This is a genomic window from Amycolatopsis sp. NPDC114503 (assembly GCF_055633655.1).
On record NZ_JBVKDT010000015.1, the window covers coordinates 78,774 to 105,367 of the forward strand.

The window sequence follows — 26,594 nt, forward strand, 5'->3', positions numbered from 1 at the left end:
GGTAACGCTTCCGGGCCTCCGGCGATAGCGGTGTGGACAGATACCGGGTGGAGGTTTGTGGTGAGATGGTTTCGTAGCGCGGTGAGCGCTGGTGCGGTCTCCGTATTGCTCACGTGCGGGTTGGCCGGGACACCGGCCAGCGCGTCAGGAAGTCCGGCGGCCCCGAGCACGCCGAAGGCAAGCACACCGGCCCATCCGGGCTCGGACTACATGGGCTCGACCATCGGCAAAGACCCCGCCGCAGCCCCGAAAGCCGCCCCGCGCACGGCCATGGCGGCGGGCGTGACGACGCCGGGCATGGACGTCTCCCACTACCAGGGCACAGTGGACTGGAACACCGCAGCCGGCAACGGCGCGAAGTTCGCCTACATGAAAGCCACCGAAAGCACCACCTACACCGACCCGCAGTTCGCGACCAACTACACCGGCTCCGCGAACGCCGGGATCCTGCGCGGCGCCTACCACTTCGGACTGCCCGACACCTCGACCGGCGCAGCCCAGGCGCAGTTCTTCCTCAGCCACGGCGGCGGCTGGGTCTCCGACGGCAAAACCCTCCCGCCCGTGCTCGACATCGAGTACAACCCCTACAGCGCCGCGGACTGGACCGGCTGGTGCTACAACATGACCCCGGCCCAGATCACCGCCTGGATCACCGACTTCACCACCACGATCCACGACCGCACCAACCGCTGGCCGGTCATCTACACCACCAACGGCTGGTGGAACCACTGCACCGGCAACAACCCCGGCTTCGCCAACGATCCACTGTGGATCGCCGCCGCCATCACCATGCCCGCCAGCTGGACCGACTACACCTTCGCCCAGACCGCGACCTCCGGCACCTTCCCCGGCGACCAGGACGTCTTCAACGGCACCCTCACCGACCTCCAGGCCCTCGCCACCGGCACCGAACCGGACAAAATCACCGAGCACTACAACGCACTCGGCGGCACCGCCTCCTACCTCGGCACCCCCACCGGAAGCCGATACCCCGCAGGCGGCGGCTGGGCGCAGAACTACCAGTACGGCGTCATCGGCTACAACCCGACGACCGGCGGCGCCTACGCCGTCCACGGCGCGATCGCCCAGCACTACCAGGAACTCGGCGGCCCCACCGGCTTCCTCGGCCTGCCCACCACCGACGAAACCCTCACCCCCGACAGCAGCGGCAGCTACAACCACTTCACCAACTCCGGCTCCATCTACTGGACCTCCACCACCGGCGCCCGCTCGCTCCACGGCGCAATCCGCGACAAATGGGCCGCACTAGGCTGGGAACGCGGCCTGGGCTACCCCACCACCGACGAAACCGGCACACCTGACGGAGTCGGCCGCTACAACCACTTCACCAACACAGCCTCGATCTACTGGACCTCCGCCACCGGCGCACAGTCCATCCGCGGTCCCATCCGGCAGAAGTGGGCCGACCTCGGCTGGGAACGCGGCCTCGGCTACCCCACCACCGACCAATCCACCACGCCCGACGGAATCGGCCGCTACAACCACTTCAACGGCGCCCAAGGCTCCTCCATCTACTGGACCCCTGCCACCGGCGCGCAATCGATCCACGGAGCCATCCGGCAAAAATGGGCCGACCTCGGCTGGGAGAACGGCCGCCTCGGCTACCCGACCAGCGACGAATTCGCCGTCACCGGCGGCCGCCGCAACACTTTCCAGCACGGAACCGTCACCTGGTACAGCGCCGACTCGACCATCCAGGTCGCCTACAGCTGACCGGAATCAGCGAACCGCGGCGATACGGCCTCAACGAATCGGCGGGCCCGCAGGCGATCTGCGGGCCCGCCGTTCTTGGCTGAACAAGCCGGATCCGCGCTGCGGCGTACGGCGACTCGCCTGACACCCGCGGGCCGCGGGGATCCGTCGCCCCGCGGTCGCCTCAGCCGTTTCCGTTGCCGTTTCCCGAATCCCCGCCGAACTTGGTCCAGACCTTGCTGGCCGCACCGGCAACCGTCTCCCCGACTTCGGTGAAGACCTTCGTCAGCGGATCCGCCGAAGCGTTCCAGGAATCCTTGTACGACTTCGCCGCGGACTTCAGGTCGTCCTTCCAGTCCGTCGTGGGCGCGTCGTCGTCCCGGCGGGGGTAATCGCCCGACAGAATCGCCCGGTACTGCTCCGACGCCGCCCATTTCTGCAGCTGCGTCGCCCGGACCACGGCGAACGGATGGGTCTCGGTCTCGACGTTCTTCAGCTTCAGCAAGCTGTCCCGGATGTCTTCGACCGACTCGTATTCCGCTCCCTGCTGGAGGAAGGACGGGATGTCGATGCGGGACGGGTCGACCCCGCCCGCCAGCTGGATCTGCGCCCGCAGCGCCGCGGACGGGTCCTGGCCGCAGAGCAGGCCCGCGCGGTCGCAGGACAGTTCGGCCTTGCGGTACCACTCGCTCAGCGCCGCGATGATCGCCCGGATGCCGAGCGCGCTCACCGGGGTCCAGGACATCGACAGCTGGAGGCTGATCAGGCGCACCATGATCGTGCGGTAGACCGCGTGCCCGGACAGCACGTGCCCCATCTCGTGCCCGATGGCGAACCTCAGCGATTCGTGGCTCATCTGGTCGACGAGCGCGGTGCTGATCCGGATGAACGGCTCGTCCATGCCCAGCGCGGACGCCTGCAGCCTCGGATCCTGGTAGACGAACAGGTTCGGCACGGCGGGAAGATCGAGCGTCTCGGCGCATTCGTGGCGCAGCCGGTCGAGTTCCGGATACTGCCGCGGTCCTACGCGGATCGACGACGCCAGCGCCATCAGCCGTTCGCCGCGTTCGTTGTAGAAACCGGAAACGGCGCGGATCACCTGAGCGAATCCGGGCACCGCGCGCAACGTGGCGAGCGCGCCGCGATCCACCGGATGTTCGTAGGCTCTCGGGCTGATTCCCGGAAAACGGACGGCAGCCCGGCGCGCGGGCTCGATTTCGTCAGTCATTGCTCCCCCATGAAGTCGCTGACCGCAGCCTACTCAATGCCGATCATTCCGCGGCTGCGAGGTACGGCGATTCCTGTTGCCCGCCCACGGAAACTCGGCTCTCGAGCAGGAACCCTGTTGTTCAGACCATTATCCGAGTACGGTGCGTGCCACGGTGAACACGGCAGGCTGTCGCATGGGGTGGGGCGGATGGGCCGAACGGAGCATTCTTTTGCCGAAGTCTTCGCGCGCGGGGAATGCGGGTACGCGATTTTGGCGGCCGAGGACCGGCATCCGCGTCGCACAGTGACGGTCACGGCCGCCGTCGCCCGGGTGGTATTGCCGCAGCCGCCCCGGAAGGGGTGGTGACCGTGGGAAGCGCGGACCCGCGCCGGTGGCGGCTGTGGTCGCTGCCCCGCGTCGTCGCCGCTTATGTCCTGGTTGTCGTCTTGCTCGCGGCAGCCGTCGTCGCTGTCACCAGCGCCAGAGCTTCGGTCACCCCGTGGGAGTGGACCTGGTTCGGCGCGCTCACCGCGGCCTCGATCGCTCACCTCGAAGGGGCGCGGGCCAGCGCGCGGGTCCGCGAACCCGACGAGGGCACCCCGTACTCGCACTTGCTGTGCGTGTGGTTCGCCGCCTCGATCCTGCTGCTTCCCCTGCCGCTGCAGGCCGCGTTGATCGCGATTTCGTTCGGGCACGAGTTCGTGCGGGTGTTCAGGGGCCGTGCGGTCCTGCACCGGAAGGTCTTTTCCGCCGCGACCGTCATCCTCGCCGTCGCCGCGGCCACGCTGGTGCTCGCCGCGTTCTACCCGGCCGCGCACGGTCCGTTCGTGTCGGCCGCGGACGGGATCTCCGGCACCGTGGCCGTCATCGCCGCCGGACTCGTCTACCGGCTGGTGAACTACGCGCTCGTCGTCGGGGCGATCGTAGCCGCCAACCCCGGCAAACCCGTGTTGCGCGCGCTCGGGCACCCCTCCGACCAGTTGATCCTCGCCGGGGCCGTCGGGCTCGGCTATGCCGTCGCCGTCTTGGCCGTCCACCGTCCGTGGGCGGTGCCGATCCTGCTGGCCACCGTGCTCGCTCTGCACGTCGGGTTGCTGCTGCCCCAGTTCCGCGATGCCTCCCGCACCGACGCCAAAACCGGACTCGTCGACGCGACCTGGTGGAACGACATGGCCGAACGGGAATTGGAACGCGCCCGCCGTCTCGACGGCGCCGTCGGCGTGCTCTTGCTCGACCTCGACCACTTCAAGCGCGTCAACGACCGGTACGGCCATCTCTCCGGCGACGCCGTTCTCCGGGCGGTCGCCGACTCCATCAAGCACACCGTCCGTTCCTACGATCTCGTCGGCCGTTTCGGCGGCGAGGAATTCGCGATCCTTCTCCCCGGCATCGACCACACCGAAGTCGCCGCCACCGCCGATCGGATTCGCGCGGCGATTTCCGTGCTTTCCGTCGACACCACCGACCGCACCGGCACTCGCGTCACCGTCGCCGGGCTGACCGCCTCTATCGGGGCCGGGGCCTTTCCCGCCACTGCCGCCGAACTCAGTCCGCCGTTGCTCACCGTCGACGACGCGCTTTACCGGGCGAAAAACGGCGGGCGCGACCGTACCGTCCGCGCGACCGCCCTCGATGCCAGCGAGAGTCGACAGTAAAGCCGGCAAGCACGCCCGTCGGGCGCGATCGCCCGGATTGGATACGATTGGTCACGACTGCGGGGGAGGCAGCGTGGCGCAAGGACCTGAGGAGCCCATCCCGGGCGTGGACCTCGACCGCCCCAGCGTGGCGCGGGTCTACGACTGGTACCTCGGCGGCACGGCCAACTGGGCCATCGACCGCGAGTTCGGCAAAATGGTCCTCGCGGCGTTTCCGGCAGGCATGTACTGCGCCAGAGCCAACCGAGCCTTCCTGCACCGCGCGGTGCGGCATTTGGTCCGCCTCGGCGTGCGCCAGTTCGTCGACATCGGCTCCGGCGTCCCCACCATGGGCAACGTGCACCAGATCGCCGACGAGGCCGCGCCGGACTCCCGCGTCGTCTACATCGACCGCGAACCCGTCGCGGTCGCGCACTCCCGGATCCTGCTGGAGCGCCACGGCGATCCCGAACGCCACGCGGTGATCCAGGGCGATCTTCGCGAGCCGGACGAACTGTGGAAATCCGTCGCGGACACCGGCGTCGTCGACCTCGGCGAACCGCTGGCCCTGCTGGTCACCGCGGTCCTGCACATCCAGCAGCCCGGCCCGGACGGCCGCGACCTCGGGCCCGAGGCCATCGCGCGGTACCGGGAAATGCTTTCCCCGGGTTCGTATCTGGTCCTCTCGCAGATCACCCACGAGGGACTGCCCGACGACATCGCCCGCCAATTGCACGCGGTCATCCAGCTGTACGACACCAATGTCAGCAAGCACGTGCTGCGCTCGAACGCGGAAATCCACGCCCTGTTCGGCGACTTCGAACTGCTCGACCCCGGCGTCACGTGGACTGCCGCCTGGCATCCGGAGGAGAGCGGGCCCGACACGCCGGTCATCGACTTCGCGGATCCGAGCGAGGCGGCGATGCTGGCGGGGGTCGCGCGCAAACCGTGATCCCCGCTGAAGCTGTTAGGGCGCAACGGGAACCGGCGTGCGGCGCTTTCTCGTCAAGATCGAGTGCGCAGCTCAGCCCGTAGCAGCATGGCGTTCCGGAAGACGCCGTCCGGAGGCGCGGTCGTCCCGCCGTCCGTGGTCACGTAAAGGGCTCGCCCCTCCTCGCCAGGCGCCCAGGCGGCGCTGGACGGCCCGATCAGGAGTTCGTCGAACGGCTCGCCCGCGACGTGCCGGACTTCGCTGCCGTGCCGCGGGACGAGCGGCACCCGGTCCAGCGTGTTGGCTCGATGCCTGGTGACGTAAGCGAATCCCGCCTCATCGTCGAGCGCGAAGTCGTCGGCGTTGTCGATCGCGGCGACGAATTCCGCGCCGCCCGCCGGGTCGAGCGTGGCGGGGTCGACCGGCACTCGCATGAAGACTTTCTGCGCCGTCGAGGTGTAGTAGAGGTATCCGGTTCGCGCGCTGTACCGGACGCCGTTGACGCCTGGCTGGCGCGGCGGGGCGACCTCGGCGTCCGGGTCGTCGGCCATCGTGTCGTGCGCCAGCCAGATCCGGGCCCGCGCGCTGCGGGCGTCAGCATCGAGGTCGACGCGCCAGATCAGCCCGGCGAAGCAGTCCGCGACGGCCAGCACTCCGTCGCCGAGCAGACAGCTGCCGTTGAGCGCGCGCACGCGGTCGTCGAAGGTGAAGACGATCTCCGGGGACACCGGTTCGCCGGGCGTCCAGCCGGTGAGGTCGAGGCGGACCAGGTGCGATTCGTGGGTGGTGTAGCCCTCGGTCAGGCTGATCAGGAAGACGTCCGGCAGCACCTCGGCGATCCCCGTCACCGGATGGTCGAAGCGGTGCACGAGAACGGGGCGCTGCGGCTCCGGCACGATCCACAGCTCCTGCTGCAGCAGGACGGTGACCAGCACCGAACCGTCGGCGCGGACGGCGAGGTTTTCTGGGAAGTACTTCTCCGGGAAGGACGCGACCGGGGTCAGCGTGACGTCGGGGACGGGGGTCATCGGCATGAGGGGCTCTCCACGAGTTAAAAGAGGACGGACATCCGCTTTTCTTTCACGCTAGGCTGCCGGAGCGAGAAGTGTCAAGGCGAGGGAGCGGACGTTGCCGAGGGTGAGCCAGCAGTACAAGGACGACCAGCGCGGAGAAATCCTGGCGGCCGCGCGCCGCTGTTTCCTCCGCGACGGCTTCCACCGCACCTCGATGCAGGACGTCTTCGCCGAGGCGGGCAAGTCGGCGGGCGCGGTCTACCGGTACTTCCCGAAGAAGGAGGACATGATCGTCGCCGTCGCCGCGCAGAATCTCGACGACGTCACCGAGGTCCTGCGCGTCGCCCTCGACCGAGGCGCCGGAGAGAAGGGCGTCGGCGAGGTGATGGCGGAACTGCTGGAAGCCGTGATCGATCTGCACCGCGACCGGCAGCTCGCGGGCATGGCGGTGCTGGTCTGGTCGGAAGCGCAGCGCAATCCGGAACTGGCCGAGCGGCTCACCGCGGCGTCGGTCGAGATGAGTGCCGGCGTGGCCGGTCTCGTGCGCGACCGGCAAGAGGCCGGGACCTGGACCGGTGCCTCGGCGGATGCTCTCGCGCAGGCGATTTTGGCGCTCCTGCCTGGGTTTCTCTTCAATCTGGCACTGTCCGGACCGGACGGAGCGGCCGGATTCCCCGACGCGGTCCGCACGCTTTTGAACCCTGCTTGACGCCGGGCGTTCTGGATCGCCCGCTCAGGCCAAGCTGTGCGAAAACGCGCCATCGACCTCGCTTGCGTCCGCCCTCGAGACCGGGTGAGATGCTCTGATGCTCATCCCGTCCGAAGTCACCCCGGTCCCCTGGCGCAACGGAGCAGGCACCACACGGGAGCTCGCCGCCGATCCCTCGGGGGAAACGTTGTGGCGGATCAGCCTCGCGGATCTTCTCGAAGACGCCCCGTTCTCGGCTTTCCCTGGCATCGACCGGCTTTTCACCGCCCTCGGACCGCTCCGGCTGACGATCAACGGGGCAGCGACGGACCTCAGGCGCGGCGACCAGATCCGGTTCGCCGGCGAGGACACCGTGACGGTCGCCCTCGATCAGCCGACCCGGGCCTTGAACGTGATGACGCGGCGCGGGCGGTACCGAGCCGAGGTCGTCCTCCGCTCGCCGGAGGCGGACACGGACCGCACGGACGGCGTGGCCGCGACGGTCGATCTCGGCGGGCAAATCGCCGATGTTTTCCTCACCGCACTGGCATGATGCTGCCCATGACCCGCATCGCACGGCGCATGTTCGAGCTTCTGGAGCCGATCTGCCTCGTCACGTTCTTCGCTGACGAGTGCAACGAGGAGCTGGCCGCACTCGGGCACCGCACCTACTGGGACGGCTATTTCGCCAGCCGCGCCGCGCCGTTGGGACGGCCGCCGGCGGAGGTCGTGCACGCGGCTTTCTACAACTTCGCCAAGGGCGAGGCCGCGCGGCATATCCCGAGCGCGTGGGAGACGATCCCGGCCGAAGCGTCCGTCGCCGCACGCGAGCGAGGCAGCGCGGCCTCGGTGCGCCGGATTCTCGGCGACGAACTGGCCAGCTCGCCGGGCTTGGTGCGGGCTGCCGACCTGACCGCCAAAGCCGCGACGAGCGCACCCACCGTGGGCCGCGTGATGTACGCCGGGATGCGCACCCTCCCGATGCCGAGCGACCCGGTCGCCCGGCTGTGGCACTCGGCGACCATGCTGCGCGAGCATCGCGGGGACGGGCACATCGCCGCGTTGGTCGGCGCCCGGATCGGCGGGACTGAGGCGCACATTTTGTCGGCGCTGGAGATGGGCATCCATCCGCCGGAGTCGTTCGGGCGCGTGCATCACCTGCCGAAGAAGCGGCTGGCGGCGGTCATGGAGGGGTTGCGGGAGCGCGGGCTTGTCGACGCTGACGGGCGGTTCACCGACGAGGGGCGCGCGGTGAAGCAGGGCATCGAAGACCTGACTGACGAATTGGCTGCCGCGCCGTATGAGGCTTTGCCCGCTGCCGAACTCGACGAGCTGATCGCTGTGCTCGAGCCGATCACCGCCAAGCTGGTGGCAGCCGGGTCGAAGTGACGTAACGGGATCGCGCCTCGCCGCGACTTCGGGGAATCCGAGTCACAACGAGGTGTCTCATGTCCCTGGCCAAAGCCTTCGCCACCACCACCCCGACGGCCGAACCGACGAGCGGCAACCTCGGCGACTCGGCTCCGGCGGGCACCAAGAACGTCAGCGACTTCGTCACCGTCCAGTCGCTGACCAACTTCGCCGCCATGACCGGGGCCGTTTCCGCCGCTTGGGGCGGCGCGCGAAACCTCTGGAATCCCTTGCACGGCCAGTGGTTCCCGTTCGCGCTCTGCGCCCTGTTCGGCCTGATCTCGCTGGTGGCCTCGCGGCCGGGCGAGAAAATGCTCGACGCCGGCGGCACTCCGCTGGCCGGCCAGCCGTCCGCGGTGCTCCGCTGGCTCCAGCCGTCGTTCATCGCTCTGGTCAACGTCTTCGTGCTCTACGGAGCCGTCGTCGGAGCGGCCGCGGCGATCGGGTGAGCTCAGTCGTGCCGGGCGGCCAGGCGGACGGCGTCCATGGCCGCGACTTCCTTGGGCGTCCGGCGTTGCGCGCCCACCCCGAGGAATCCGCCTTCCTGGTTCACTTCGGCGACGACCGTGGCGATCTCCACCAGGAACTCGCGGAAGTCCGGCAGTTCCGCCGGCGCGGTGCCGGCGACGATCGCGGCGGCTGAGCGGATGGTCTTTTCCGCGTACGGCAGGTATTCCGAGTACTTGACGCCCGGCCGCAGACCCGTGTCGAAGGCCGACGAAGCCGCCACCTCGCGGATGAACCGCCGAGGGTGCGCGACGCTGGCCTCGCGCAGGGTTTTCACCAGCGCGAACATCTCGTCCGAGTCGACCCCGCCGACCGACAGCCCGACGAGGATGCCCGACGCCATCATCGCGCGCTGCAGCGTCGCCCATTCCTCGGCGGTGAAGTCCTCCTCGCCCGCGCCGCCGCGAGCGCGCCCGTCGCGGACCACCTGCATGCCCACGCTGGCCACCAGGCCCGGGATGCTGCGCGCGACGTGCAGTTTCCGCGTCCGCGCCGGTTCCGGCAGGTCGTCCCAGGCGACCAGGTCGGGGTCGGGCAGTTCGCCGGAGGACTGTTCGGCCCGCCACCGGTCGTGTTCGCGCTGGGCCAGCAGCAGCACCTCGTCGTCGCCGAACGCGACGGTGAGGTCTGGGTCGAACGCGGGCACCATCACACAGCCGACCAGCGCCAGATGCTCGCCCAGTTGCCGGGCTTGGGCGCGGGTGACCGCCTTGTGCTCCTCGGGGGCCTGGTCCCAGCGGGGCGGGACCCAGGCGTGGACGGTCCGCTGGGCATGGCCGTCGACGTCGTGCAGGGCCCGCGCGAGATCCTCGATCAGCTCGCCGCGGGTGTAGCGGCTGAGGTCCTCGATCAGCCGGTCCTGCGCCTCCAGCCGGGCCTTCATCCGGCGGCATTCGTGCAGCACCGCCTCGCCGTTGAGGAAGGTCTGCTCGGACCGCCGGTCGCCTGCCTGGCCGAGCACGCCCTGGCCGACCATGATCACGATCATGAAGACCAGCTGGACCAGGGTGGACAGGAAGGTCATGAACGCGAACGGGTACGGGTCCAGCGTCTGCACGCCCAGCCCGGCCAGGCTCATCCACACCACCTGCGTCCCGGCGGCCAGGTAGAACGCCCACATGCTGCCGAGCCGCTGCGTCAGCCAGGCCGCGATCCGGCCGTTGACGCTCACCGCCTGGTCGAGCGCCTGCGGAGGCCGCTGCACCCGGTGCTGCTGGATCCACGGATGCGGGCTCGACTCCAGCAGGCTCACGCCGCGGCTGAGCACCCGGTCGTGCCGGTCGAGATGCCGCTGCAGGTCCGCGATCTGCTCGAAGACGGCCTCGGCGTTGTCGTAGGTCTGGATCGAACGCCGGTCGGCCGCGCCGCCCAGCACCCGCTGGCCGACGAGGATCACCAGGCACAGCACCAGCTGCACCACGTTGTCGAGGAACAGCAGGAACGCGAACGGGTACGGGTCGGCCGCGCGCAGCGGGCCCCAGGTCGCGAGCGCCATCCATCCGGCGACGAGGGCGAGCACGACGTACAGCGCGGGCATCGACCCGATCGCCCGGGTCAGCGCGGCCGCGAACGCGCCGTTGAAGCCGATCTGCTCGTCCGCGGTCGTAGCCGGACGCCGCGGCAAGCGCGGCAGCCGCGGCATTCGGCGGCGGTTCACCCGATCCGTCCGGATTCGATGCTCGCACCGGTTTTCCAGCACGCTTTCGTTTGCTCCGTGGATCCGCGCCGCATCACCGTCGAGCCCCTTCCGCTTCGGACCGGTCTTCCCGCGACCAGTATCCCGGCGCGGCCCGGGACGGGTCCACGGCGCCCGTGCTCGACTGTCCACTGAGGACTTTCCGCGGCGAGCACGACGGGGAAACAGTATGGGCATTCGGATTAGAAATCGTTTTCTCGCCCATTCCGCGCGCGACCGGAAAATCGCGTCCTCCCGGTGCGCGCCGGTGAGCGGTACCGTTGCGCGAGCGCTGGCACGACGGAAAGACAGGTTCCGGCAGACCGGCGACGGTGAGGCGTTTTCGCATTCGGCGCACGGACAGCGCGCCGGTGCCCGGACGCCCGTGAACGGCGGGAATCGTGATGAAAGAGCTCGATTTCGACAGCGAAGACCTGGAAGTCACCGAGGAGTTCCTCAGCAGGGCCTACACCAGGATGCAGATCGGCGGCGACGTCGAGCAGACCCGGGCGCACGTCTCCCGCACTGTTCTCGGACCGGTCAGCGTGGACGATCTCGAGTTCAGTTACGACATGAGCCACGACGCTGGGACGCTCGGCAAAATCTGCCTCGGCAACGTGCATTCCGGTTCGATCGTCCGGCAGTACTTCCCGGACGGGGAGGAAGGATTCTTCGGGCCCGGCGACGTATTCGTCTACACCCCGCACGACCGGCCCTACGCCGGGGTGATCCGCCGTTCCCGCTACAACCTCGTGATGTTCGACCCGCAGTTGCTGACCCGGGTGGCCGCCGGTCTCCCCGGCCGCAGGCCCGATCCGGTGCGGCTCACCGGCGACCGGCCCGTTTCCCCGGCGGCGGCACGGCATTTGCGGCGCACCATCGCCTATCTGCGCGACGGCCTCTGCGTCGACGAGGAGCTGAGCCAGCAGCCGCTGCTCGTCTCGGCCGCGTCGCAACTGCTGGCCGCGAGCGTGCTGACCGCGTTCCCGAACACCGCGACCACCGAGCCCACCGGCGAAGACCGCCACGACGCGCACCCGGACACCCTGCGCCGCGCCGTCGCGTACATCGACGAGCACGCCCACCAGGACCTCTCCGTGGCCGACATCGCGGCGGCCGTGCACGTCAGCGTCCGCACGGTGCAGGTCGCCTTCCGGCGGCACCTGGACACCACCCCGATGGGCTATCTGCGCCGCGTCCGGCTCTCCCACACCCACGCCGACCTGGTGGCCGCCGACCCCGCGGGCGCCGTCACGGTCACCGCCGTCGCCGCCCGGTGGGGTTTCTTCCAGCTCGGCCGGTTCGCCGCCGCCTACCGCACCGCCTACGGCTGCTCCCCGCACCAAACTCTCGTCCGACGCAGTCCGTGAGAGGGACTGCTGCGTTTTCTGCATGCCCGGCGCGGGGTGCTGCGTTATCGGCATGGCCACGGCGGGCCGATCCGGGCTTCACTTGACGGATGCGGCAAACCGCCGCGGACGCCGGCGCGCTGCCGCCGCGCAGCCGGTGGACTCGTTTCGCCGCATGCGCCACGTTCCCGCCTGCCCGGAGGGGAACTATGCCTGCCACCGAACGCGAAACGCTGGTCGCCGAGGCCGTGCTCAGCCTGGTCGCTTGCGACCGGCCGGTCCCGGACCTGCTGCGGGACCTCACGACCAGCGTGGCCGCGCTGCTCGGCCTGCGGGCGGCCGGGGTCGCGGTCCTCGACGAGACCGGAAAAGCGGACTGCCTCGCCACCTCAGACGCAACGTTCCTCCCCTTGGCGCGCAGCCAGTTCGAACTCGGCGAAGGTCCGGCGGTGGACACCATCCGCACCGGTGCCGTACTGCCGCCGGTCACGCTGCGGCCCGCGAGCGGCGGACCGCAGCGCTGGCCTCGTTTCGCCGCCCGGGCGCTGCGGGCCGGCGTCACTCGCGTCGCCGCCGTGCCGCTGCGGACAGGCGAGTACCCGGTCGGCGCGGTGACGCTGTTCAGCGGGACGCCGTCGGTTCCGGCCACGCAGGACCTGCGGCTGGCTCAGGTCCTCGCCGACGCCGCCGGGACCGCGCTGGCGCAGCGCCAGGCGTTGCGGACGAGGGACGAGAGCATCGGGCAACTGCAGTCGGCGTTGAACTCCCGCGTCGTGATCGAACAGGCCAAGGGGATCCTGTCCGCGCGGCTGGACGTCGATCTGGGGGAAGCGTTCGAGCGGCTGCGCTCGCACGCCCGCGCGCGGAGGGTGAAGCTCAGCGAACTGGCCGGGCTGGTCGTGCGGGGAGAAATCCCGTCCGGGTTGAAGGCGATCGCCTGAGGCCGCTCCGGCACTGAGCCCGGCCGATCCGCTTCCGGAGGCCGCCCGCCGGAAACGGTCCACAAAGGATGGTTCGAGCGAGGCAGTTCGCCGGGGACTTTGCCCGGACGCGGTGATCCGGCAAGCTGGACCGGTGCCCATGGAATCAGTGATCGACAGCGCCGCCAAAGACCAGTTCGAATTCTTCGTCGACGAGCATCGCGAAGCGCTCCAGCACTGCCTCGACGGGCTCACCGAGGAGCAGGCTCGCCGGTCGCTCGTGCCGTCGCGGACCACGTTGCTCGGGCTGGTCAAACACGTGGCCTTCGTGGAGAAGGTCTGGTTCGACGAAGCCGTCACCGGCCGTCCGCGCGCCGAGATCGGGATCCCGGAGACGCCGGACGAATCGTTCGTCCTCGGCGACGACGACACCATCGCATCCGTCCAGCAGGCGCATCGCGAAGCGTGCGAAAACGCCCGCCAGGCCACCGCGTCGCTCGAGCTGACCGACATCCTTCCCGGCAACCGGCGCGGTCCGTTGCCGCTGCGGTTCGTCTACCTGCACGTGCTGCGAGAGCTGGCCCAGCACTGCGGCCACGCGGACATCCTCCGCGAGCAGATCCTCGCGGAGGACGGCGCGCCACGGGAAGGACGGGCTACTTCTTGACCGGGTACGCCTTGGGCACGCCGTCCTTGTCGACGCCGGCCGCGGCGTACTTGCTGACCCAGGCCGGCACGTAGCCGACGTCGGTCGACAGGTCCTTGCCGGTCTTGGCGTCCAGGACGATCGGCTGCCGTCCGTTGGTGTAGCCGTACAGCGCTCCGTGCCAGGCGACGGTCAGGCCGCCCGGCGGGACGCGGTTCGCGGCCTGGTCCGGGAGGCTCCACAGCTTGGTCCCGGCCTTGGCGTCGTACGCGGTGAGCACGCCGGAGTCGGTGCAGGCGAGCACCGACTGCTCGTCGTAGAGGCAGTCGCCGTACGAGTCCGGGCCCAGGTTGCGCGTGCCCTCGACGGAGAACTTCTCCGCGCCCGTCGCCGGGTCGAGGAACTTCAGGAACGCGTGGCCGCTGCTGTACTCGGTGGCCTTCAGGACCACCATCGCCGGGTCGGCGGGCAGGATCTCGACCGCGCTCGATTTGGCCGCGGCGACCCACTTCTGCTGGCCGGTGGCGACGTCGAGGGCGACCGTCTGGACCATCGAGGAGTTCTCGGCCACGTTGGAGTCGACGCCGACCACGACGTCGCCGTTCAGGCTGCCCGCGACGTAGTCCTTGCGCTCCCACAGCTGTTTCCCGGTCGCCGGGTCCAGTGCGACGGTGAGGGGGTGCTCCGACTGCGAGAAGCTGGCGACGACCGCTTTGCCGGTGGCCGCGACGACCTGCGTGACGGAACGGCCGCCGCTGATCCCGTACTGGTCGTCGGTGATCTTGGCATTCGTCTGCCAGACCTTAGCTCCGGTCTCGGGGTTCACCGCGATGACGGCGAGCGCCACGTAGCCCGGCGTCGTGCCTTGCTCGGGCATCCGCAGCGGTACGGCTCCGACGGCCAGCTTGTCGGTGACGAGCGGCGGACGCGGGCCGCTTTGCTCGACGAACGGACCGTTGTGCGCGTTCGGGTCCGCGGCCGGGCCCTCGATCTTGGTGTTCCACTTCTCGCGGCCGGTGAGCACGTCGACCGCGCTCAGCGATTCGGGGGCGATGATGTAGCCGGTGCGGTCGCGCAGCGTCATGAACTTCGACGTCACCGAGCCGCCCAGGTTGGACTGCAGCGCCGTGCGGGGCAGCGTGACGCCCTTGCCGGTGTCGAAGGCCAGCGGCGGATCGGCGGTCACCGCCTCCGGCTGGGCGGACGAGGCGGGCGGCTGCTGCCCGGCCGGTCCGGCCTGGTCGGTGGGCAGATTGGTCGGAAGCGACCCGCCGCCGCACGCGGCCGTGAAGGCCAGCATCCCCAGGCAGGCCGCAATGCTCAACATCCGCCGCATCGGTGTCCCCGTTCTCCCGAATCACTGCTCCATTCGGAGTCGTCCGGGAATTTAGCCGACAGAACGGCCGCGTGCGCACGAGATGACACAAATGCGGCGAAAATGGTGACCCGGGCATCGCTCGCCCGCCGTCGCGGCCGTCCCCCGGACGAGTGACGAACGCGCACCCATCCGCAGCCTGTCCGGCCGCGAATGCCTGGCATGACCTCCCGTCTGCGGTTCCTTCCGGCAGCACTCTGCGGCGTGCTCGCCCTGGTCTCGGCGCTGGCCGCCGGACATCTGGCGGCGTCGTTCGGCAATGTCAACGCCTCGCCGTACCTCGCGGTCGGGAACGGAGCCATCGATCTGACGCCGCTGCCGGTGAAGGACTTCGCGGTGCGGACCTTCGGCACCTACGACAAAGCGGTGCTGCTCGGCGGCATGGCGGCGGTGCTGCTGGTCATCTCCGCGATAGCGGGGTTGTTGTCGCGGCGGTCGCCTTGGCCGGGCGTCTCGATCATTGTCGCGTTTGGACTGATCGGCGGAGTCGCGGTGGCCGCGCGGCCGGATCTGACCGCGGTCGCGTTGCTGGCGCCCCTGGTCAGCTTGGTCGTGGGAGTGGCGGTTTTCCTGCTGTTGCACCGAATCGCTTCGAGACAGCAGGCGACGGACTCGTCACGGCGATCGTTCCTTCTCGGCAGCGTCGGCACCGTCGTCGGGGCCGGAGTGCTCGGCGGTGCCGGGCAGGCGATCAGCGGAACTCGGGACGCGACTGCTTCCCGGGCGGCGGTAGGCCCGCTCGTGCCCGCGGTTTCGGCTCCGCCGATCCCCGCCGACGCGGACTTCGCCAAGCTCGGGACTCCGCCGTTCCTCACGCCGAACCAGAACTTCTACCGGGTCGACACCGCGTTGTCCGTTCCGCAGGTGCGCGCCGAGGACTGGAGCCTGCGGATCCACGGGATGGTCGAGCGGGAAGTCCGGTACCGGTACCGCGATCTCCGCGACCGGCCGCTGGTCGAGCGCACCGTGACGATGACGTGCGTGTCCAATGAGGTCGGCGGCGACTATGTGTCCACTTCGAACTTCATCGGGGTCGATCTCGCCGATTTGCTCGCGGAAGCCGGAGTACGGCCGGGTGCGGAGCAGTTGTTCTGCTCCAGTGTGGACGGTTGGACGTCCGGCACGCCGGTCGCCGCCGCGCTGGATCGTTCGCGCGGCGCGATGCTGGCGATCGGGATGAACCGCGAGCCCTTGCCGCTGGAACACGGCTTTCCCGCGCGGCTGGTCACTCCTGGGCTGTACGGGTATGTCTCGGCGGTCAAGTGGGTGGTCGACATCGAGGTCACCACCTGGAAAGCGCGGCAGGCGTACTGGCTCCGCCGCGGCTGGGGCGAGCAGGCGCCGATCAAGACCGAATCGCGGATCGACACGCCCAAGGGCTTCGACAACGTTCCGTCCGGCTCGGTGCGGATCGCCGGTGTCGCTTGGGCGCAGCACACTGGGATCGCCAAGGTGGAGATCAAAGTGGACAGTGGAGCCTGGCAGCCGACCACCTTGTCCGCCGAGGTGAACTCGAATACCTGGCGGATGTGGTGGACGCAGATCTCGGTGAAACCCGGCACGCACCAGGTGTTCGTGCGGGCGACCGACAAATCCGGCTACACCCAGACCGAAGCCCGCGCTGGCACTGTGCCCGACGGAGCGACCGGATGGCATTCCACGACTTTTATCGCAACCTGACCAATCCGGTTCCGATCCAGCTTCGAATCCCTGATGAAAAGTCCACTGTGAACGGAGAATTGCCGTGAAGACCCTTCGCCTCGCCGGTATCGGCGCCGCTGCTGCCCTCGCCCTCACCGCGTGCGGCACCAGCACGGACAACAACGCTTCGAGCGGCAGCAGCCCGTCTGCGATGCCCTCGTCGATGCCGTCCTCGGCACCGATGTCGAGCAGCGGTTCCGGCGTCACCACCAACGACCAGGTCTTCGGTCCCGCCTGTTCCCAGCTCCCGCAGGGCAGCGCGCCGGGGTCGCTCGACTCGATGGGCCCGCAGCCGGTCGCGTCCGCCGCCTCGACGAACCCGCTGCTCACGAAGCTGGTCGCGGCGGTCAAGGCCACCAACCTGGTCGACACGCTCAACAGCCAGCAGGCCATCACCGTCTTCGCCCCGGCCGACCCGGCGTTCAACGCCCTCGGCGACGCGAAGTTCAAGGAGCTGGCGGCCAACCCGAGCCAGCTCGCCCCGATCCTGCAGTACCACGTCGTCGGAAAGCGTTACGACGCCAAGGGTCTCGAACAAGCCGGCACCTTGACCTCGTTGAACGCGGCGGGCGGACCGCTGAAGATCGAGGGCTCCGGCGACAACCTGACGGTCAACGGCGCGAAGATCCTGTGCGGGAACATCCCGACCAAGAACGCGACCGTCTTCGTGATCGACAAGGTGCTCACCCCGGGCACCAACAAAAACTGAGCCACTGGGCCCGGCGCGCCTCCCCCGCGCCGGGCCCGGCTTCCGTTCAGCTGAGCGAAGAAGCGACGTGCAGATCGACGTTCTTGGTCTCCGGCGCCATGAACGCGCTCACGATCGCACCCAACGCGGCGATACCCGCGGCGATGTACATGGTTGCCGACAGCCCGAGATTGGTCAGCGACCACGGCGTGGCGAACGTGCCGACGGCCGCGCCGATCCGGCTGATCCCGGTGCACAGTCCCACCGCCGAGGCGCGAACCTCAGTCGGGAACAGCTCGTTCGGGTAGATCCATTCCAAAATGGACGGTCCGCCGTTGAACACCGCGTACACCGCGAAAGCCAGCGCGATCAGCCACAGCGCGGCACCCGGTTGCAGGCCGAGGTAGAACAGCCCGGCCGCGGAAATCGCGAAGCCCCAGATCAAGACCGGCCGACGGCCGAGCCGGTCCACCAGCAGCAGCGCGGCGATGTTTCCGACGAAGAAGAAGAAATTGATCAGGCCGTAGCCGAGGTGCGACAGGTTGCCGCCGCCGAGGTTGAACAGTTCGAGGATCTGCGGCCCGAAGGCGTAGATCGCGAACAGCGGGACGACCGTGCACGTCCAGAAAATCGAGATGAACACGACCCGCTTGAGATAGCCGCGACGCCACAACGCGGACATCGGGGTTTTGGTCTCGGCTTCCGGAAGATCGTCCAGCGTCGCGTGCTCGCCGATCGTCGCGCGCAGCACTTCCAGCGCTTCGGCGTCGCGGCCCTTGCTGTGCAGCCAGCGCGGCGATTCCGGGATGCTGGTGCGGGCGATCACGATCAGCAGCGCGGGCACCGCCGACGACAGCAGCATCCACTTCCAGCCCTCGGGCACGGTGAGCAGGAAGAACCCGACGAACGCGGCGACCGTCGCGCCGACGAACCACATCGCGTTCAGCCCGCCGACCAGCCGCGCCCGCCACGCCTTCGGCGCGAACTCGGTGACCAGCGCGGTGGCGATGGGGTAGTCCGCGCCCACCGCGACGCCGATCAGCAGCCGCAGCACGAACAACTGGGCCGCGTCGGCCACGAAGAACTGCAGCACCGAGCAGACGATGATCGCGATCAGGTCGATCGTGTACATCAGCTTCCGGCCGATCCGGTCGGTGAGCGGGCCGAACACCGCTCCCCCGATGAACACGCCGACCAGCGCGGACGCGCCGATCAGGCCGGACCACAGGGAGTCCATCCGCCACTGCGGGCCGATCTGCACCAGCGCGATGCCGATGATGCTGAGGATGTAGCCGTCCAGGAACGGCCCGCCGGACGAGTACAGCGCGAGCTTGCGGTGAAACCCGTTGAGCCGGGCCGAATCCAGGGTCGCCCGAACTGCGTTGTCCGGTGCGCGGTCAGTCTTCATGTCGGTTGGTCTCCTCGCTGCCGACCGCCGCCACGGCGTCGATCTCGATGCGTTTCGTCCCCCGGAATCCGGCGACCTGGACCGTGGTCCGCGGCGGCAGGTCGATGCCGGCGAAACGGTCGAGGTAAGCCTGGTGGTAGACGTCGAACTCGCCGAGATCGGCGAGGAACACCGTCAGTTTGAGCAGCGTGCGCAGGCTCCCTCCCGCGGCCCGCAAGGTGTCCTCGAGATTGTCGAGGGCCACCCGCACCTGCTCGTCGATTTCCTCCGGGACGCTGCCGTCCCGTCGTGCCGGAACCTGCCCGCACGCCCAGATCACGCCGCCGAACACGGCGGCACCGGCGTAGGGACGAGGTCCGTGCGGATGCGCTACCAGCTCGCGCGACGCGGTCATCGGCCCTCCCGGTGGTCCGGAATCAGGAACCCGCGCGCGATCGAATACGTGTGAGTCCACAGTGGAGTTTTCACGGCCACACCATGGGCGACCGCTTCGCGATACCGTTGTTTTCGTTCCGCCGCAGTGGAAACCACCTCACCGGCGGGCACCTCCGACAGCGGGCGGATCACCAATCCCGCGACCGGCGGACGTGGCTCGGCTGCGGCGAAAACCCGGAGCAGGTCGCCGTCCGGAGTGACGACCGTGCGGTCTCCTCCGTCCGAAAGGGACAGTACTCGGCCGGACCGTTCAGCGATGTCCAACGCGGCCCAATCCAGCGCCGGGGATCCCGCCATGCCAGGCACGACCAACGTGCCGACCACCGCGGCCGTTTCGCACGCGGGCACGAAAGCCTGCAGCGGTCCACGAGAAGCCGGGTCGTGCGCCACGGCGTAACCGTCGCAATGTTCCAGCCGCAGACCGACTCGCCCAGCCGGGACCCGGGCCGTCTCCGTGACCAAAGCGTCCAGCCCGGCGCCCTCGTGGACCTCGGCCGACGCCACGATCTCGGCCAGGTACTCCGACTCGCCGCTGCTCAGCCCCGAGGCCCGCAACGCACGCAGCGCGACCTCGTGGATCTCCCGCACCGACACCCGGGTCCGCACGGTTTCAGCAGCCGAAACGCGCTCGGCCCTCGCCGCGGTCATTGCCCGGCTCCAGGGAACACCGTGTCGAACAGCCGGAGCCAGTTTCCGCCCAGCACCTGCGCCACCGCAGCCTCCGGAAGGCCGACTTCCAGCAATCCCTCGGTGAGGACCGGGAAATCGGCCGGTCCGCCGAACCAGTTCGGCCACACTGGCCACTGTGGTTCCACCGGCGCCGCGGACGCGGGCCGCCACCGGCCGTTGCGCAGCCACGCGACGTAATCCTGCGACCAGTTCCGCGTGCAATCGCTGCCGAGCGCGACATGGTCCGGCCCGATCCTCTCGGCCAGCCCCGCCACCATCTCGCAGAACTGCCGCCGGGTCGTCTTCTCGCCGCCGATCACGTTGGGGTACAAGCAACAGCCGAGCACTCCGCCGCGCGCGGCGAGGGCGTCGATGACGTCGTCCGGCTTGTTGCGCGGCGAATCCGCGAAGGACAACGGGTTCGCGTGCGTGATCGCGACCGGCCCGGCCGAGGCGTCGATGGCGTCGCGGCTGGTGCGGTTCCCGACGTGCGAGAGGTCGACCAGCATCCCGACGCGGTTCATTTCCGCGACGATGAATCGGCCGTACGCGGTAAGCCCGGAATCGTGCTCGTCGTAACAGGCACCGCCGACGAGGTTCTGGATGTTGTACGTCAGCTGCGCGATGCGGACGCCGAGGCGGTGGAACACCTCGACCATCCGGTAGTCGTCGCCGAACGGAGAGGTGTTCTGGAAGCCGAGCAGCACCGCGAGCCTGCCGTCGCGCTTCGCCTGCCGGATGTCGTCGGCGTTCTCGGCGAGGACGACCAGATCGGCGTTGTCCCGCGCGAGTTCGTACCAGTCCGCAACCGCGCGCAGCGTTTCCTGCGGGCCTTCCCAAACAGCGCACGTCGCGTTGACGCCGGTGACGCCGCCCGCTTTCAGTTCCTCGAGGACTTTGCGGTCCCAGTTGTTGATCTGCAGTCCGTCGACGACAGTGAGGTCGCCGTGCTCCAGGGGGTCCACTCAGGACTCCTTTCCGGGCTTGCGGGTGAACAGCCAGTCGTCGTCCACTCCGGACTCGACGTCGCTCGCCCGGGGCGCGCCCGAGAACAGCGTGACGCGCAACCAGTCGGTCGACTGCGGGCTGTAGTTCTCCATGCCGTAGAGGGCCAGCTGGAATCGCTGCAGGTGCAGCGGAAGGAAATCGTCGGCGAGCAGGTTCGCGCGGACCTCGCCGTAGCGAAGCCCGGCGACGGACTGCACGCGCGCCACAATGCCGCGGTGCCAAGGGAATTCCAGCAGGAACTCCGCCGCCGAACGGTCGGCGCCGGCGGCTGCCAGGTCGTGCCGGAGCGCGTGCACGGCGCGGGCGATGTCGATCGGGTGCTCCATCGATTCGCCCGGATCCTGGCCGCGTTTTCCGCGCCGCGGTTCTTCGTTGTCCTCCGCGGAGAACCAGAACCTGGCTTGTTCTTTCGGGTCGGCGAAGTCGAAGGCGCGGGTCCAGTCGTACCGGTCGGCGAGCAGGTCGCGCAGCTGGCCGCAGGTCTGGGTGATTTCGACTCGCCGGCGTTGGTCGCAGGTCAGCAGCTGCTCGATCTCCGCGTCGAGCGAGTCGTCCAGTTCGACCAAGACGGTGTGCAGCACTGCCCGTGCTTCGGCGCCGAACTCCGCCGCTCGGTCGTCGAGGTCCCGCCAGCGGAAGCCGCCTGCGGGGAACTCGGCCAAGAGCCGTGCGATTCCGTTGAGCTGTTCGGCCATTTCAGGTCCGGTCAGGTACGGCGCGGTCGTCAGCGTGTCGCGTTCCCGGAAGTACCGGCGGGCGCGGTCGAGCAGCTCACTCGCTCGCCGCACGGAAATAGGGTCGGCTTCAGTGTCGAGGGCACGGGCCAGCGGCAGTTCTCGCGCCGAGCACCAGGCGTCGAGGATGCTCGGATGGTTCACCACGAACGGGACCATGCCGAGTCCGGTCGCGTTGCCAAGGCCGAGATATCGCTGCCAGTCGCCGGAAAGCTGTGCCGCAGCAGGGTTTCGCCGCACGGCGCAGTGTTCGACCAGGTCGTAGCTGAACTCGCGCAACAGCCACGCGGCCAGCATCTGTGCGCGGTACGGCACCCGCAGCGGCGGGGTTTCGGCAAGCCGGTCGAAATCGGCGAGACCGAACTTTCCGTTGCTGTAGAAGGCGGTGCTGCGCAGGATGTAGCACGCGTCGCCCATCGTGGCGCAGTCTGGCTGTTCACCGGCGGCAAGTTGAGATACTACGTAGTCGAAAAACCGCTCGCTGCGGTTGGCGCGAGTCCACACCAGCGTCGCGGCGTCGGCCCGGCCAGCTTCCTGCCGTGGTACTTCACGACGCAGCTCTGCCATCCGATCGTCGGCAACTGGACCTTCCACCAAGGCGGCCGTGACATCCCAACGCTTCGCGATGACCCGGTCAGTGCGCTCGCTTTCCTGCAACACCGTGGAAAACACCGCGAAGTGCAGCAGCGTGCCGTCGGCGTCGATCCGGTAGACCGCTTCGCCGTGACCGTTGTGGTCGAACTCCCACCGGGCGCGAGACACCGTCCAGCGCTCCCGCGCCGCCTGACGGAGGAACGACCGCGCGAAGCTGTGCCGGGTGTAGCGGGCGGCGCCCAGTTCCGCCGGGGCGAGCGCCGTGTCCGCGGGCCGGGTCACGATTGTTCCCGGGGCGCGGACGTCCGCAGGTACGCGGTTTTGGTCCAGGTGAAGAACTCCGCCGCGGATTCGCCGTTCTGCTCGCGGGGCGCGGGGAACGACGAGTCCTTGAGGCCGCCGAACGGAGCGTGCACCTCGGACCCGGTGTTCGGCGCGTTGACCTTCACGATGCCCGCGTCCAGATCGCGCAGGCACTGCCGCACCGCGCGCTCGTCGTCGGTGAACACCGCCGCGGTGAGCCCGAACCGCGTGCCGTTCGCCAGCCGGATCGCCTCGTCCAGGTCGGCTGCGCGCAGCACGGTGGCGACCGGGCCGAACACTTCCTCCTGGCTGATCGTCAGTTCGGGCTTCCCGGCCAACAGCGTCGGCGCGACGAACGCACCGCCCTCCGGGCAGTCGGCGCGAGCCAGCACAGTCGCGCCCTCGTCCACCGCCTGCTGGATCGCGCCCTCGACCTCGTCCGCCGCACGCGCGGACACCAACGGTCCAATCTCGACTCCCGGCGTCGTCCCCGCCCCGACGACGAGCCCCTTGACCCGCGCGGACAGCTCGGCGACCAGCCGGTCGTAAGCGTCCCCGACCGCGATGATCCGGCGAGCCGCCGTGCACTTCTGCCCGGTCCCGCTCATCGACGCGGTGACCAGCGCCGCTGCCGCCTGAGCCGGGTCGGCGTCGGGCAGGACGATCGCCGCGCTGTGCCCGCCGAGTTCGAGCTGCACCTTCGCCCCGCGCGGTACGACCGCGGCCTGGATCGCGCGGCCGACGGGCACCGACCCGGTGAAGGTGACGCCGGACAGTTCCGGCCGCTCCACCAGCTCCGCGCCCAGCGAACCGGGCGCGAGCAGCAGGTTGAGCACGCCGTCCGGAACCCCGGCCTCGACGAGGATCTCGGCGAACGCCACCGCCAGCGCGACCGTGTCGCTGGCCGGCTTCCACACCACCGCGTTACCCCACAGCAGCGCGGGAGCCAGCTTCCACGCCGGGATCTGCACCGGGAAGTTCCACGGCGTGATCACCCCGACGACACCGAGCGGACGGCGCACGGTCCGCACGACCTCGTCCGGGTTGCCGGACGGGTAGAGCACGCCGTCGGCGCTGCGGGCCCGGCCCGCGTGATAGTGCAGCGTCTCCACCGAAGCGGCCACCTCGCCCCGCGATTCGGCCAGCGTCTTGCCCTGCTCGCGGGTCATCAGCGCGGCCACCGATTCGGCGCGCTGCGCGAGCAATTCCGCGGCCCGCCGCAGCACGAGGCCGCGGGCGATGGTGCCCTGGCGGTCCCACTCCGGCTGCGCCGCCACCGCCGCGCGCACCGCCTCGTCGAGCAACGCGGGACCGGCCGTCCGGTATTCGGCGACGATCTGCGCCGGATCCGCGGGATCGACACTCTGCGCGACCGGTCCGTCGCCGGGAACCCACCGTCCCGCTACGAAGTGCTGCAACGACAATGCGTGATCCACGGGTGCTCCTCGACGTTCGCGACGGTGCTTGTCGTCCATGACGCTAAGTCGCGCGGAACACAGAGTGAAGTATCTATTGCCTACGCACTGATAAGGAACCATTATCACCGGCGTGGAACTCCGCCAGCTTCGTTACTTCGTCGCGGTCGCCGAGGAGCGCAGCTTCCGCCGCGCCGCCGAACGGTTGCACCTCGCCCAGCCCGCGCTCAGCCAGCAGATCGCGAAGCTGGAGAAAGAGCTGTCCGTACGGCTGCTCCTGCGGACCACCCGCAGCGTCGAGCTGACCGAACCGGGCCGCGTGCTGCTGACCGAGGGCCGTCGCGTGCTCGCGGGCAGCCAACACGCCCTCACCGCAGTCGCGCACGCCGCGCGCGGCGAACTCGGGCTGCTGCGGATCGGGTTCGTCAGCTCGGCCGCGCTGGAAATCGTGCCCGCCACGGTGCTGGAAATGCGCCGGCAATGGCCGGATGTCCGTTTCGAACTGACCGAATCGACCACCGACGCGCAGATCGCCGCGCTCGGCGACGGTCAGCTCGACGTCGGCATCGCGCGAGAGGTCGGCGAAGCCGCCGGACTGACCGTGCACCCGCTGGGCCGCGAACGGCTGATCGTGGCCGTATCCGAGACGCATCCGTTGGCGGACAACGAAACCGTCGAGATGGCGGAGCTGGCCGACGAGCCCTTCCTCGCCTTCCCGCGCACGCGCGTCTCGCGGCTGCACGACCACATCGAGACGCTGTGCCTGCGCGCCGGCTTCCGGATGCGCGTGGTCCAGGAAGCCGTCCAGTTCCCGACGATGCTCGGACTCGTCGCCGCCGACACCGGCATCGCGATCGTGCCGAATGCCTTGCGCGCCTTGCAATTGCCGGGACTGCGCTATCTCGCGCTCACTGATGCCGGCGCGTTTTCGACGGTCTCCGCGATCTCTCGCACCGATCACGAAAACAACCCGGTGGTCGACCGTTTCCTCAGCGTCGCACGTGCCGGATGATGTCCCGGTGGACTTCGAAGCGCACCGCGGCGAACTGACCGCCTACTGCTACCGCATGGTCGGCTCGTTCCACGAGGCCGAGGATCTGGTGCAGGAAACCCTGCTGCGCGCGTGGAAGGCCCGCGACCGGTACGACTCGGCGCGCGCTTCGGTCCGGACGTGGCTGTACCGGATCGCGACCAACGTCTGCCTGACCGCCCTTGAAGGCCGGACCCGGCGCCCGCTGCCGTCCGGCCTCGGCGCCGCCGGCGACGATCCGGGCGCACCGCTGCAACCGGCGACGGACATCCCGTGGCTGCAGCCGTTCCCCGACGCCCGCTGCGACGCCGACACCCGCGCCGGGCTGCGGCTGGCGTGGGTCGCCGCGACGCAGGTTCTCCCGGCGAAACAGCGGGCGGTCGTCGTGCTCCGGTCAGTGCTCGAGTTCAGCGCGGCCGAGGTCGCGACGCAGCTGGAGACAACCGTTCCGGCTGTCAACAGCGCGCTGCAACGAGCCCGCGCCGCGCTCGCCGACGCGGGCGAGATGGACGAGATCGCCGAACCGGACGACGCGGAAACCCAAGCCGTGATCGACCGGTACGCGCGAGCCTTCGAGGCCGCCGACGTCGAGGCGCTCGTCAAACTGCTCACCGACGACGCGATCCTGGAAATGCCGCCGGTCCCGCTGTGGTTCCAGGGCAGCGACGACTACGGCCGGTTCATGCACCGCGTGTTCGAGATGCGCGGGACCGGCTGGAGCGTCCGCGCGCTCACCGCCAACGGGCAGCCCGCGCTCTCGGCCTACACGCCCGACGGGCAGCTGCACACCCTGCAGGTCTTCACCGTGGCCGGCGGGCGGATTTCGCACAACGTCGTCTTCGCCGATCCGCGCGTTTTCGAGGCGTTCGACCTGCCGCCGAAGATTTTTTAGCCGGGAGCGATGAGTTCAGCCGGGGCCGCCGGTAAGTACTGGCGACACCGATTGAAGGGATCTCCGCCATGAGCGTCATCGTCATCGCCTTCACCACCCTCGACGGCATCTCGTCCGACCCGGACGGCTCCTCCGGCACACCCGGCGGCGGCTGGGCCTTCCGGCACGGCCCGGAGTCCGTCGCGGGCGACAAATTCCGGCTCGGGAGCACGCTGGACGAGGGCGTCCTGCTGCTCGGCCGCACGACCTGGCAATTGTTCTCGAACCTCTGGCCGCACCGCGACGACCCGTTCTCGCAGCGGATGAACGCCGCGTCGAAGCTCGTCGCCACCAGCACTCTGACCGACACCAGCGCGTGGCAGAACTCGTCGGTCCTCGACGGCGATCTGGTCGACGCGGTGAAGCAGGAAGAGCGCGACATCATCGTCATCGGCAGCCTGAGCGTCGCGCATACGCTGATGGCCGCCGACCTGGTCGACGAGTACCGGCTGCTGACCTTCCCCACCATTCTGGGTGCCGGCACCCGCCTTTTCCCGGACGGAACCGGACCCGCTCACCTGGAATGCGTGTCGGCCGAACGCGTGGGCGCGGCGATGCTTTCGCGGTATGTGCGGGAAAATTCAGTGGAGAGTTCGGGGCGGTAAGC

25 protein-coding genes are annotated in these 26,594 nt (G+C 69.2%); 15 read left to right on the top strand and 10 right to left on the bottom strand.

Translation table 11 applies throughout. The annotated features are described in order from the left end of the window. The first annotated feature begins 210 nt into the window (after positions 1-210). Positions 211-1,734: a GH25 family lysozyme gene (locus tag ACZ7OI_RS41685; protein WP_470269643.1), complete on the top strand. Its 1,524-nt coding sequence runs from the start codon at positions 211-213 to the stop codon at positions 1,732-1,734. 163 nt (positions 1,735-1,897) lie between these two features. Here ACZ7OI_RS41685 and ACZ7OI_RS41690 read toward each other — a convergent pair whose 3' ends face one another. Then, complete coding sequence (locus ACZ7OI_RS41690; protein ID WP_470269644.1) at positions 1,898-2,941, bottom strand: M48 family metallopeptidase; 1,044 nt, start codon at positions 2,939-2,941, stop codon at positions 1,898-1,900. A 350-nt stretch (positions 2,942-3,291) separates the two neighbouring features. Between ACZ7OI_RS41690 and ACZ7OI_RS41695 the strand changes: the two genes are divergently transcribed. Both ACZ7OI_RS41695 and ACZ7OI_RS41700 read left to right on the top strand, forming a co-directional pair. Then, positions 3,292-4,578 (top strand): GGDEF domain-containing protein, encoded by a 1,287-nt coding sequence (locus ACZ7OI_RS41695; RefSeq protein ID WP_470269645.1) that lies wholly within the window; start codon positions 3,292-3,294, stop codon positions 4,576-4,578. A gap of 73 nt (positions 4,579-4,651) precedes the next feature. Continuing rightward, positions 4,652-5,509, top strand: a complete 858-nt coding sequence (locus tag ACZ7OI_RS41700) for an SAM-dependent methyltransferase (RefSeq protein ID WP_470269646.1) — start codon at positions 4,652-4,654, stop codon at positions 5,507-5,509. A 53-nt stretch (positions 5,510-5,562) separates the two neighbouring features. On the opposite strand, the gene ACZ7OI_RS41705 is transcribed toward ACZ7OI_RS41700, so the two are convergent. Then, positions 5,563-6,522: an SMP-30/gluconolactonase/LRE family protein gene (locus tag ACZ7OI_RS41705; protein WP_470269647.1), complete on the bottom strand. Its 960-nt coding sequence runs from the start codon at positions 6,520-6,522 to the stop codon at positions 5,563-5,565. A 103-nt stretch (positions 6,523-6,625) separates the two neighbouring features. On the opposite strand from ACZ7OI_RS41705, the gene ACZ7OI_RS41710 reads away from it, so the two are divergent. From ACZ7OI_RS41710 to ACZ7OI_RS41725, 4 genes are all read left to right on the top strand, one after another. Beyond that, entirely contained in the window at positions 6,626-7,210 is a 585-nt protein-coding gene (locus ACZ7OI_RS41710; protein ID WP_470269763.1) for a TetR/AcrR family transcriptional regulator, read from the top strand. A gap of 97 nt (positions 7,211-7,307) precedes the next feature. Beyond that, complete coding sequence (locus ACZ7OI_RS41715; protein ID WP_470269648.1) at positions 7,308-7,742, top strand: HutD/Ves family protein; 435 nt, start codon at positions 7,308-7,310, stop codon at positions 7,740-7,742. A gap of 8 nt (positions 7,743-7,750) precedes the next feature. Beyond that, positions 7,751-8,578, top strand: coding sequence for an SCO6745 family protein (locus tag ACZ7OI_RS41720; RefSeq protein WP_470269649.1), 828 nt, complete (start codon positions 7,751-7,753; stop codon positions 8,576-8,578). 59 nt (positions 8,579-8,637) lie between these two features. Further along, on the top strand, positions 8,638-9,048 hold the full coding sequence (locus ACZ7OI_RS41725; RefSeq protein ID WP_470269650.1) for a hypothetical protein: 411 nt from the start codon (positions 8,638-8,640) through the stop codon (positions 9,046-9,048). 2 nt (positions 9,049-9,050) lie between these two features. Here ACZ7OI_RS41725 and ACZ7OI_RS41730 read toward each other — a convergent pair whose 3' ends face one another. Next, positions 9,051-10,763: a DUF1003 domain-containing protein gene (locus ACZ7OI_RS41730; protein WP_470269651.1), complete on the bottom strand. Its 1,713-nt coding sequence runs from the start codon at positions 10,761-10,763 to the stop codon at positions 9,051-9,053. 422 nt (positions 10,764-11,185) lie between these two features. Here ACZ7OI_RS41730 and ACZ7OI_RS41735 point away from each other — a divergent pair, with 422 nt between their 5' ends. The 3 genes from ACZ7OI_RS41735 (at position 11,186) to ACZ7OI_RS41745 (ending at position 13,717) form a co-directional block, all read left to right on the top strand. Then, positions 11,186-12,151 carry a helix-turn-helix transcriptional regulator gene (locus tag ACZ7OI_RS41735; protein ID WP_470269652.1) on the top strand — a complete coding sequence of 322 codons (966 nt, stop codon included), beginning with the start codon at positions 11,186-11,188 and terminating at the stop codon, positions 12,149-12,151. Between the two features lie 188 nt (positions 12,152-12,339). Further along, complete coding sequence (locus ACZ7OI_RS41740) at positions 12,340-13,071, top strand: ANTAR domain-containing protein (RefSeq protein WP_470269653.1); 732 nt, start codon at positions 12,340-12,342, stop codon at positions 13,069-13,071. A 139-nt stretch (positions 13,072-13,210) separates the two neighbouring features. Then, entirely contained in the window at positions 13,211-13,717 is a 507-nt protein-coding gene (locus ACZ7OI_RS41745; RefSeq protein WP_470269764.1) for a DinB family protein, read from the top strand. Here the strand turns inward: ACZ7OI_RS41745 and ACZ7OI_RS41750 are convergent. Beyond that, positions 13,707-15,032 (bottom strand): outer membrane protein assembly factor BamB family protein, encoded by a 1,326-nt coding sequence (locus ACZ7OI_RS41750; protein ID WP_470269654.1) that lies wholly within the window; start codon positions 15,030-15,032, stop codon positions 13,707-13,709. The two genes, ACZ7OI_RS41745 and ACZ7OI_RS41750, sit on opposite strands and share 11 nt — an antisense overlap. Before the next feature lie 201 nt (positions 15,033-15,233). On the opposite strand from ACZ7OI_RS41750, the gene ACZ7OI_RS41755 reads away from it, so the two are divergent. Next, positions 15,234-16,751: a molybdopterin-dependent oxidoreductase gene (locus ACZ7OI_RS41755; RefSeq protein ID WP_470269655.1), complete on the top strand. Its 1,518-nt coding sequence runs from the start codon at positions 15,234-15,236 to the stop codon at positions 16,749-16,751. Positions 16,752-16,815: 64 nt separating this feature from the next. Continuing rightward, the gene (locus ACZ7OI_RS41760) at positions 16,816-17,481 is read left to right on the top strand and encodes a fasciclin domain-containing protein (protein WP_470269656.1); all 666 of its coding nucleotides are present in this window, start codon (positions 16,816-16,818) and stop codon (positions 17,479-17,481) included. Positions 17,482-17,527: 46 nt separating this feature from the next. Here the strand turns inward: ACZ7OI_RS41760 and ACZ7OI_RS41765 are convergent, their stop codons facing one another. Genes ACZ7OI_RS41765 through ACZ7OI_RS41790 form a run of 6 tightly spaced genes read right to left on the bottom strand, consistent with a single transcriptional unit; the run spans position 17,528 to position 24,047 of the window. Next, complete coding sequence (locus tag ACZ7OI_RS41765; protein WP_470269657.1) at positions 17,528-18,868, bottom strand: MFS transporter; 1,341 nt, start codon at positions 18,866-18,868, stop codon at positions 17,528-17,530. Then, positions 18,858-19,262 (bottom strand): RidA family protein, encoded by a 405-nt coding sequence (locus ACZ7OI_RS41770; RefSeq protein WP_470269658.1) that lies wholly within the window; start codon positions 19,260-19,262, stop codon positions 18,858-18,860. The genes ACZ7OI_RS41765 and ACZ7OI_RS41770 overlap by 11 nt, the downstream gene beginning before the upstream one ends. Continuing rightward, positions 19,259-19,951 carry a hypothetical protein gene (locus ACZ7OI_RS41775; protein ID WP_470269659.1) on the bottom strand — a complete coding sequence of 231 codons (693 nt, stop codon included), beginning with the start codon at positions 19,949-19,951 and terminating at the stop codon, positions 19,259-19,261. The genes ACZ7OI_RS41770 and ACZ7OI_RS41775 overlap by 4 nt, the downstream gene beginning before the upstream one ends. Beyond that, entirely contained in the window at positions 19,948-20,937 is a 990-nt protein-coding gene (locus ACZ7OI_RS41780) for a membrane dipeptidase (protein WP_470269660.1), read from the bottom strand. The genes ACZ7OI_RS41775 and ACZ7OI_RS41780 overlap by 4 nt, the downstream gene beginning before the upstream one ends. Beyond that, positions 20,938-22,590: a hypothetical protein gene (locus ACZ7OI_RS41785; RefSeq protein WP_470269661.1), complete on the bottom strand. Its 1,653-nt coding sequence runs from the start codon at positions 22,588-22,590 to the stop codon at positions 20,938-20,940. Continuing rightward, the gene (locus tag ACZ7OI_RS41790; RefSeq protein ID WP_470269662.1) at positions 22,587-24,047 is read right to left on the bottom strand and encodes an aldehyde dehydrogenase family protein; all 1,461 of its coding nucleotides are present in this window, start codon (positions 24,045-24,047) and stop codon (positions 22,587-22,589) included. The genes ACZ7OI_RS41785 and ACZ7OI_RS41790 overlap by 4 nt, the downstream gene beginning before the upstream one ends. A 112-nt stretch (positions 24,048-24,159) precedes the next feature. Between ACZ7OI_RS41790 and ACZ7OI_RS41795 the strand changes: the two genes are divergently transcribed. The 3 genes from ACZ7OI_RS41795 (at position 24,160) to ACZ7OI_RS41805 (ending at position 26,592) form a co-directional block, all read left to right on the top strand. Next, on the top strand, positions 24,160-25,038 hold the full coding sequence (locus ACZ7OI_RS41795) for a LysR family transcriptional regulator (protein WP_470269663.1): 879 nt from the start codon (positions 24,160-24,162) through the stop codon (positions 25,036-25,038). 7 nt (positions 25,039-25,045) lie between these two features. Next, a complete protein-coding gene (locus ACZ7OI_RS41800) occupies positions 25,046-25,948 on the top strand; it encodes an RNA polymerase subunit sigma-70 (protein WP_470269664.1) in 903 nt (300 codons plus the stop codon). 68 nt (positions 25,949-26,016) lie between these two features. Further along, on the top strand, positions 26,017-26,592 hold the full coding sequence (locus ACZ7OI_RS41805) for a dihydrofolate reductase family protein (RefSeq protein ID WP_470269665.1): 576 nt from the start codon (positions 26,017-26,019) through the stop codon (positions 26,590-26,592). Positions 26,593-26,594 lie beyond the last annotated feature (2 nt).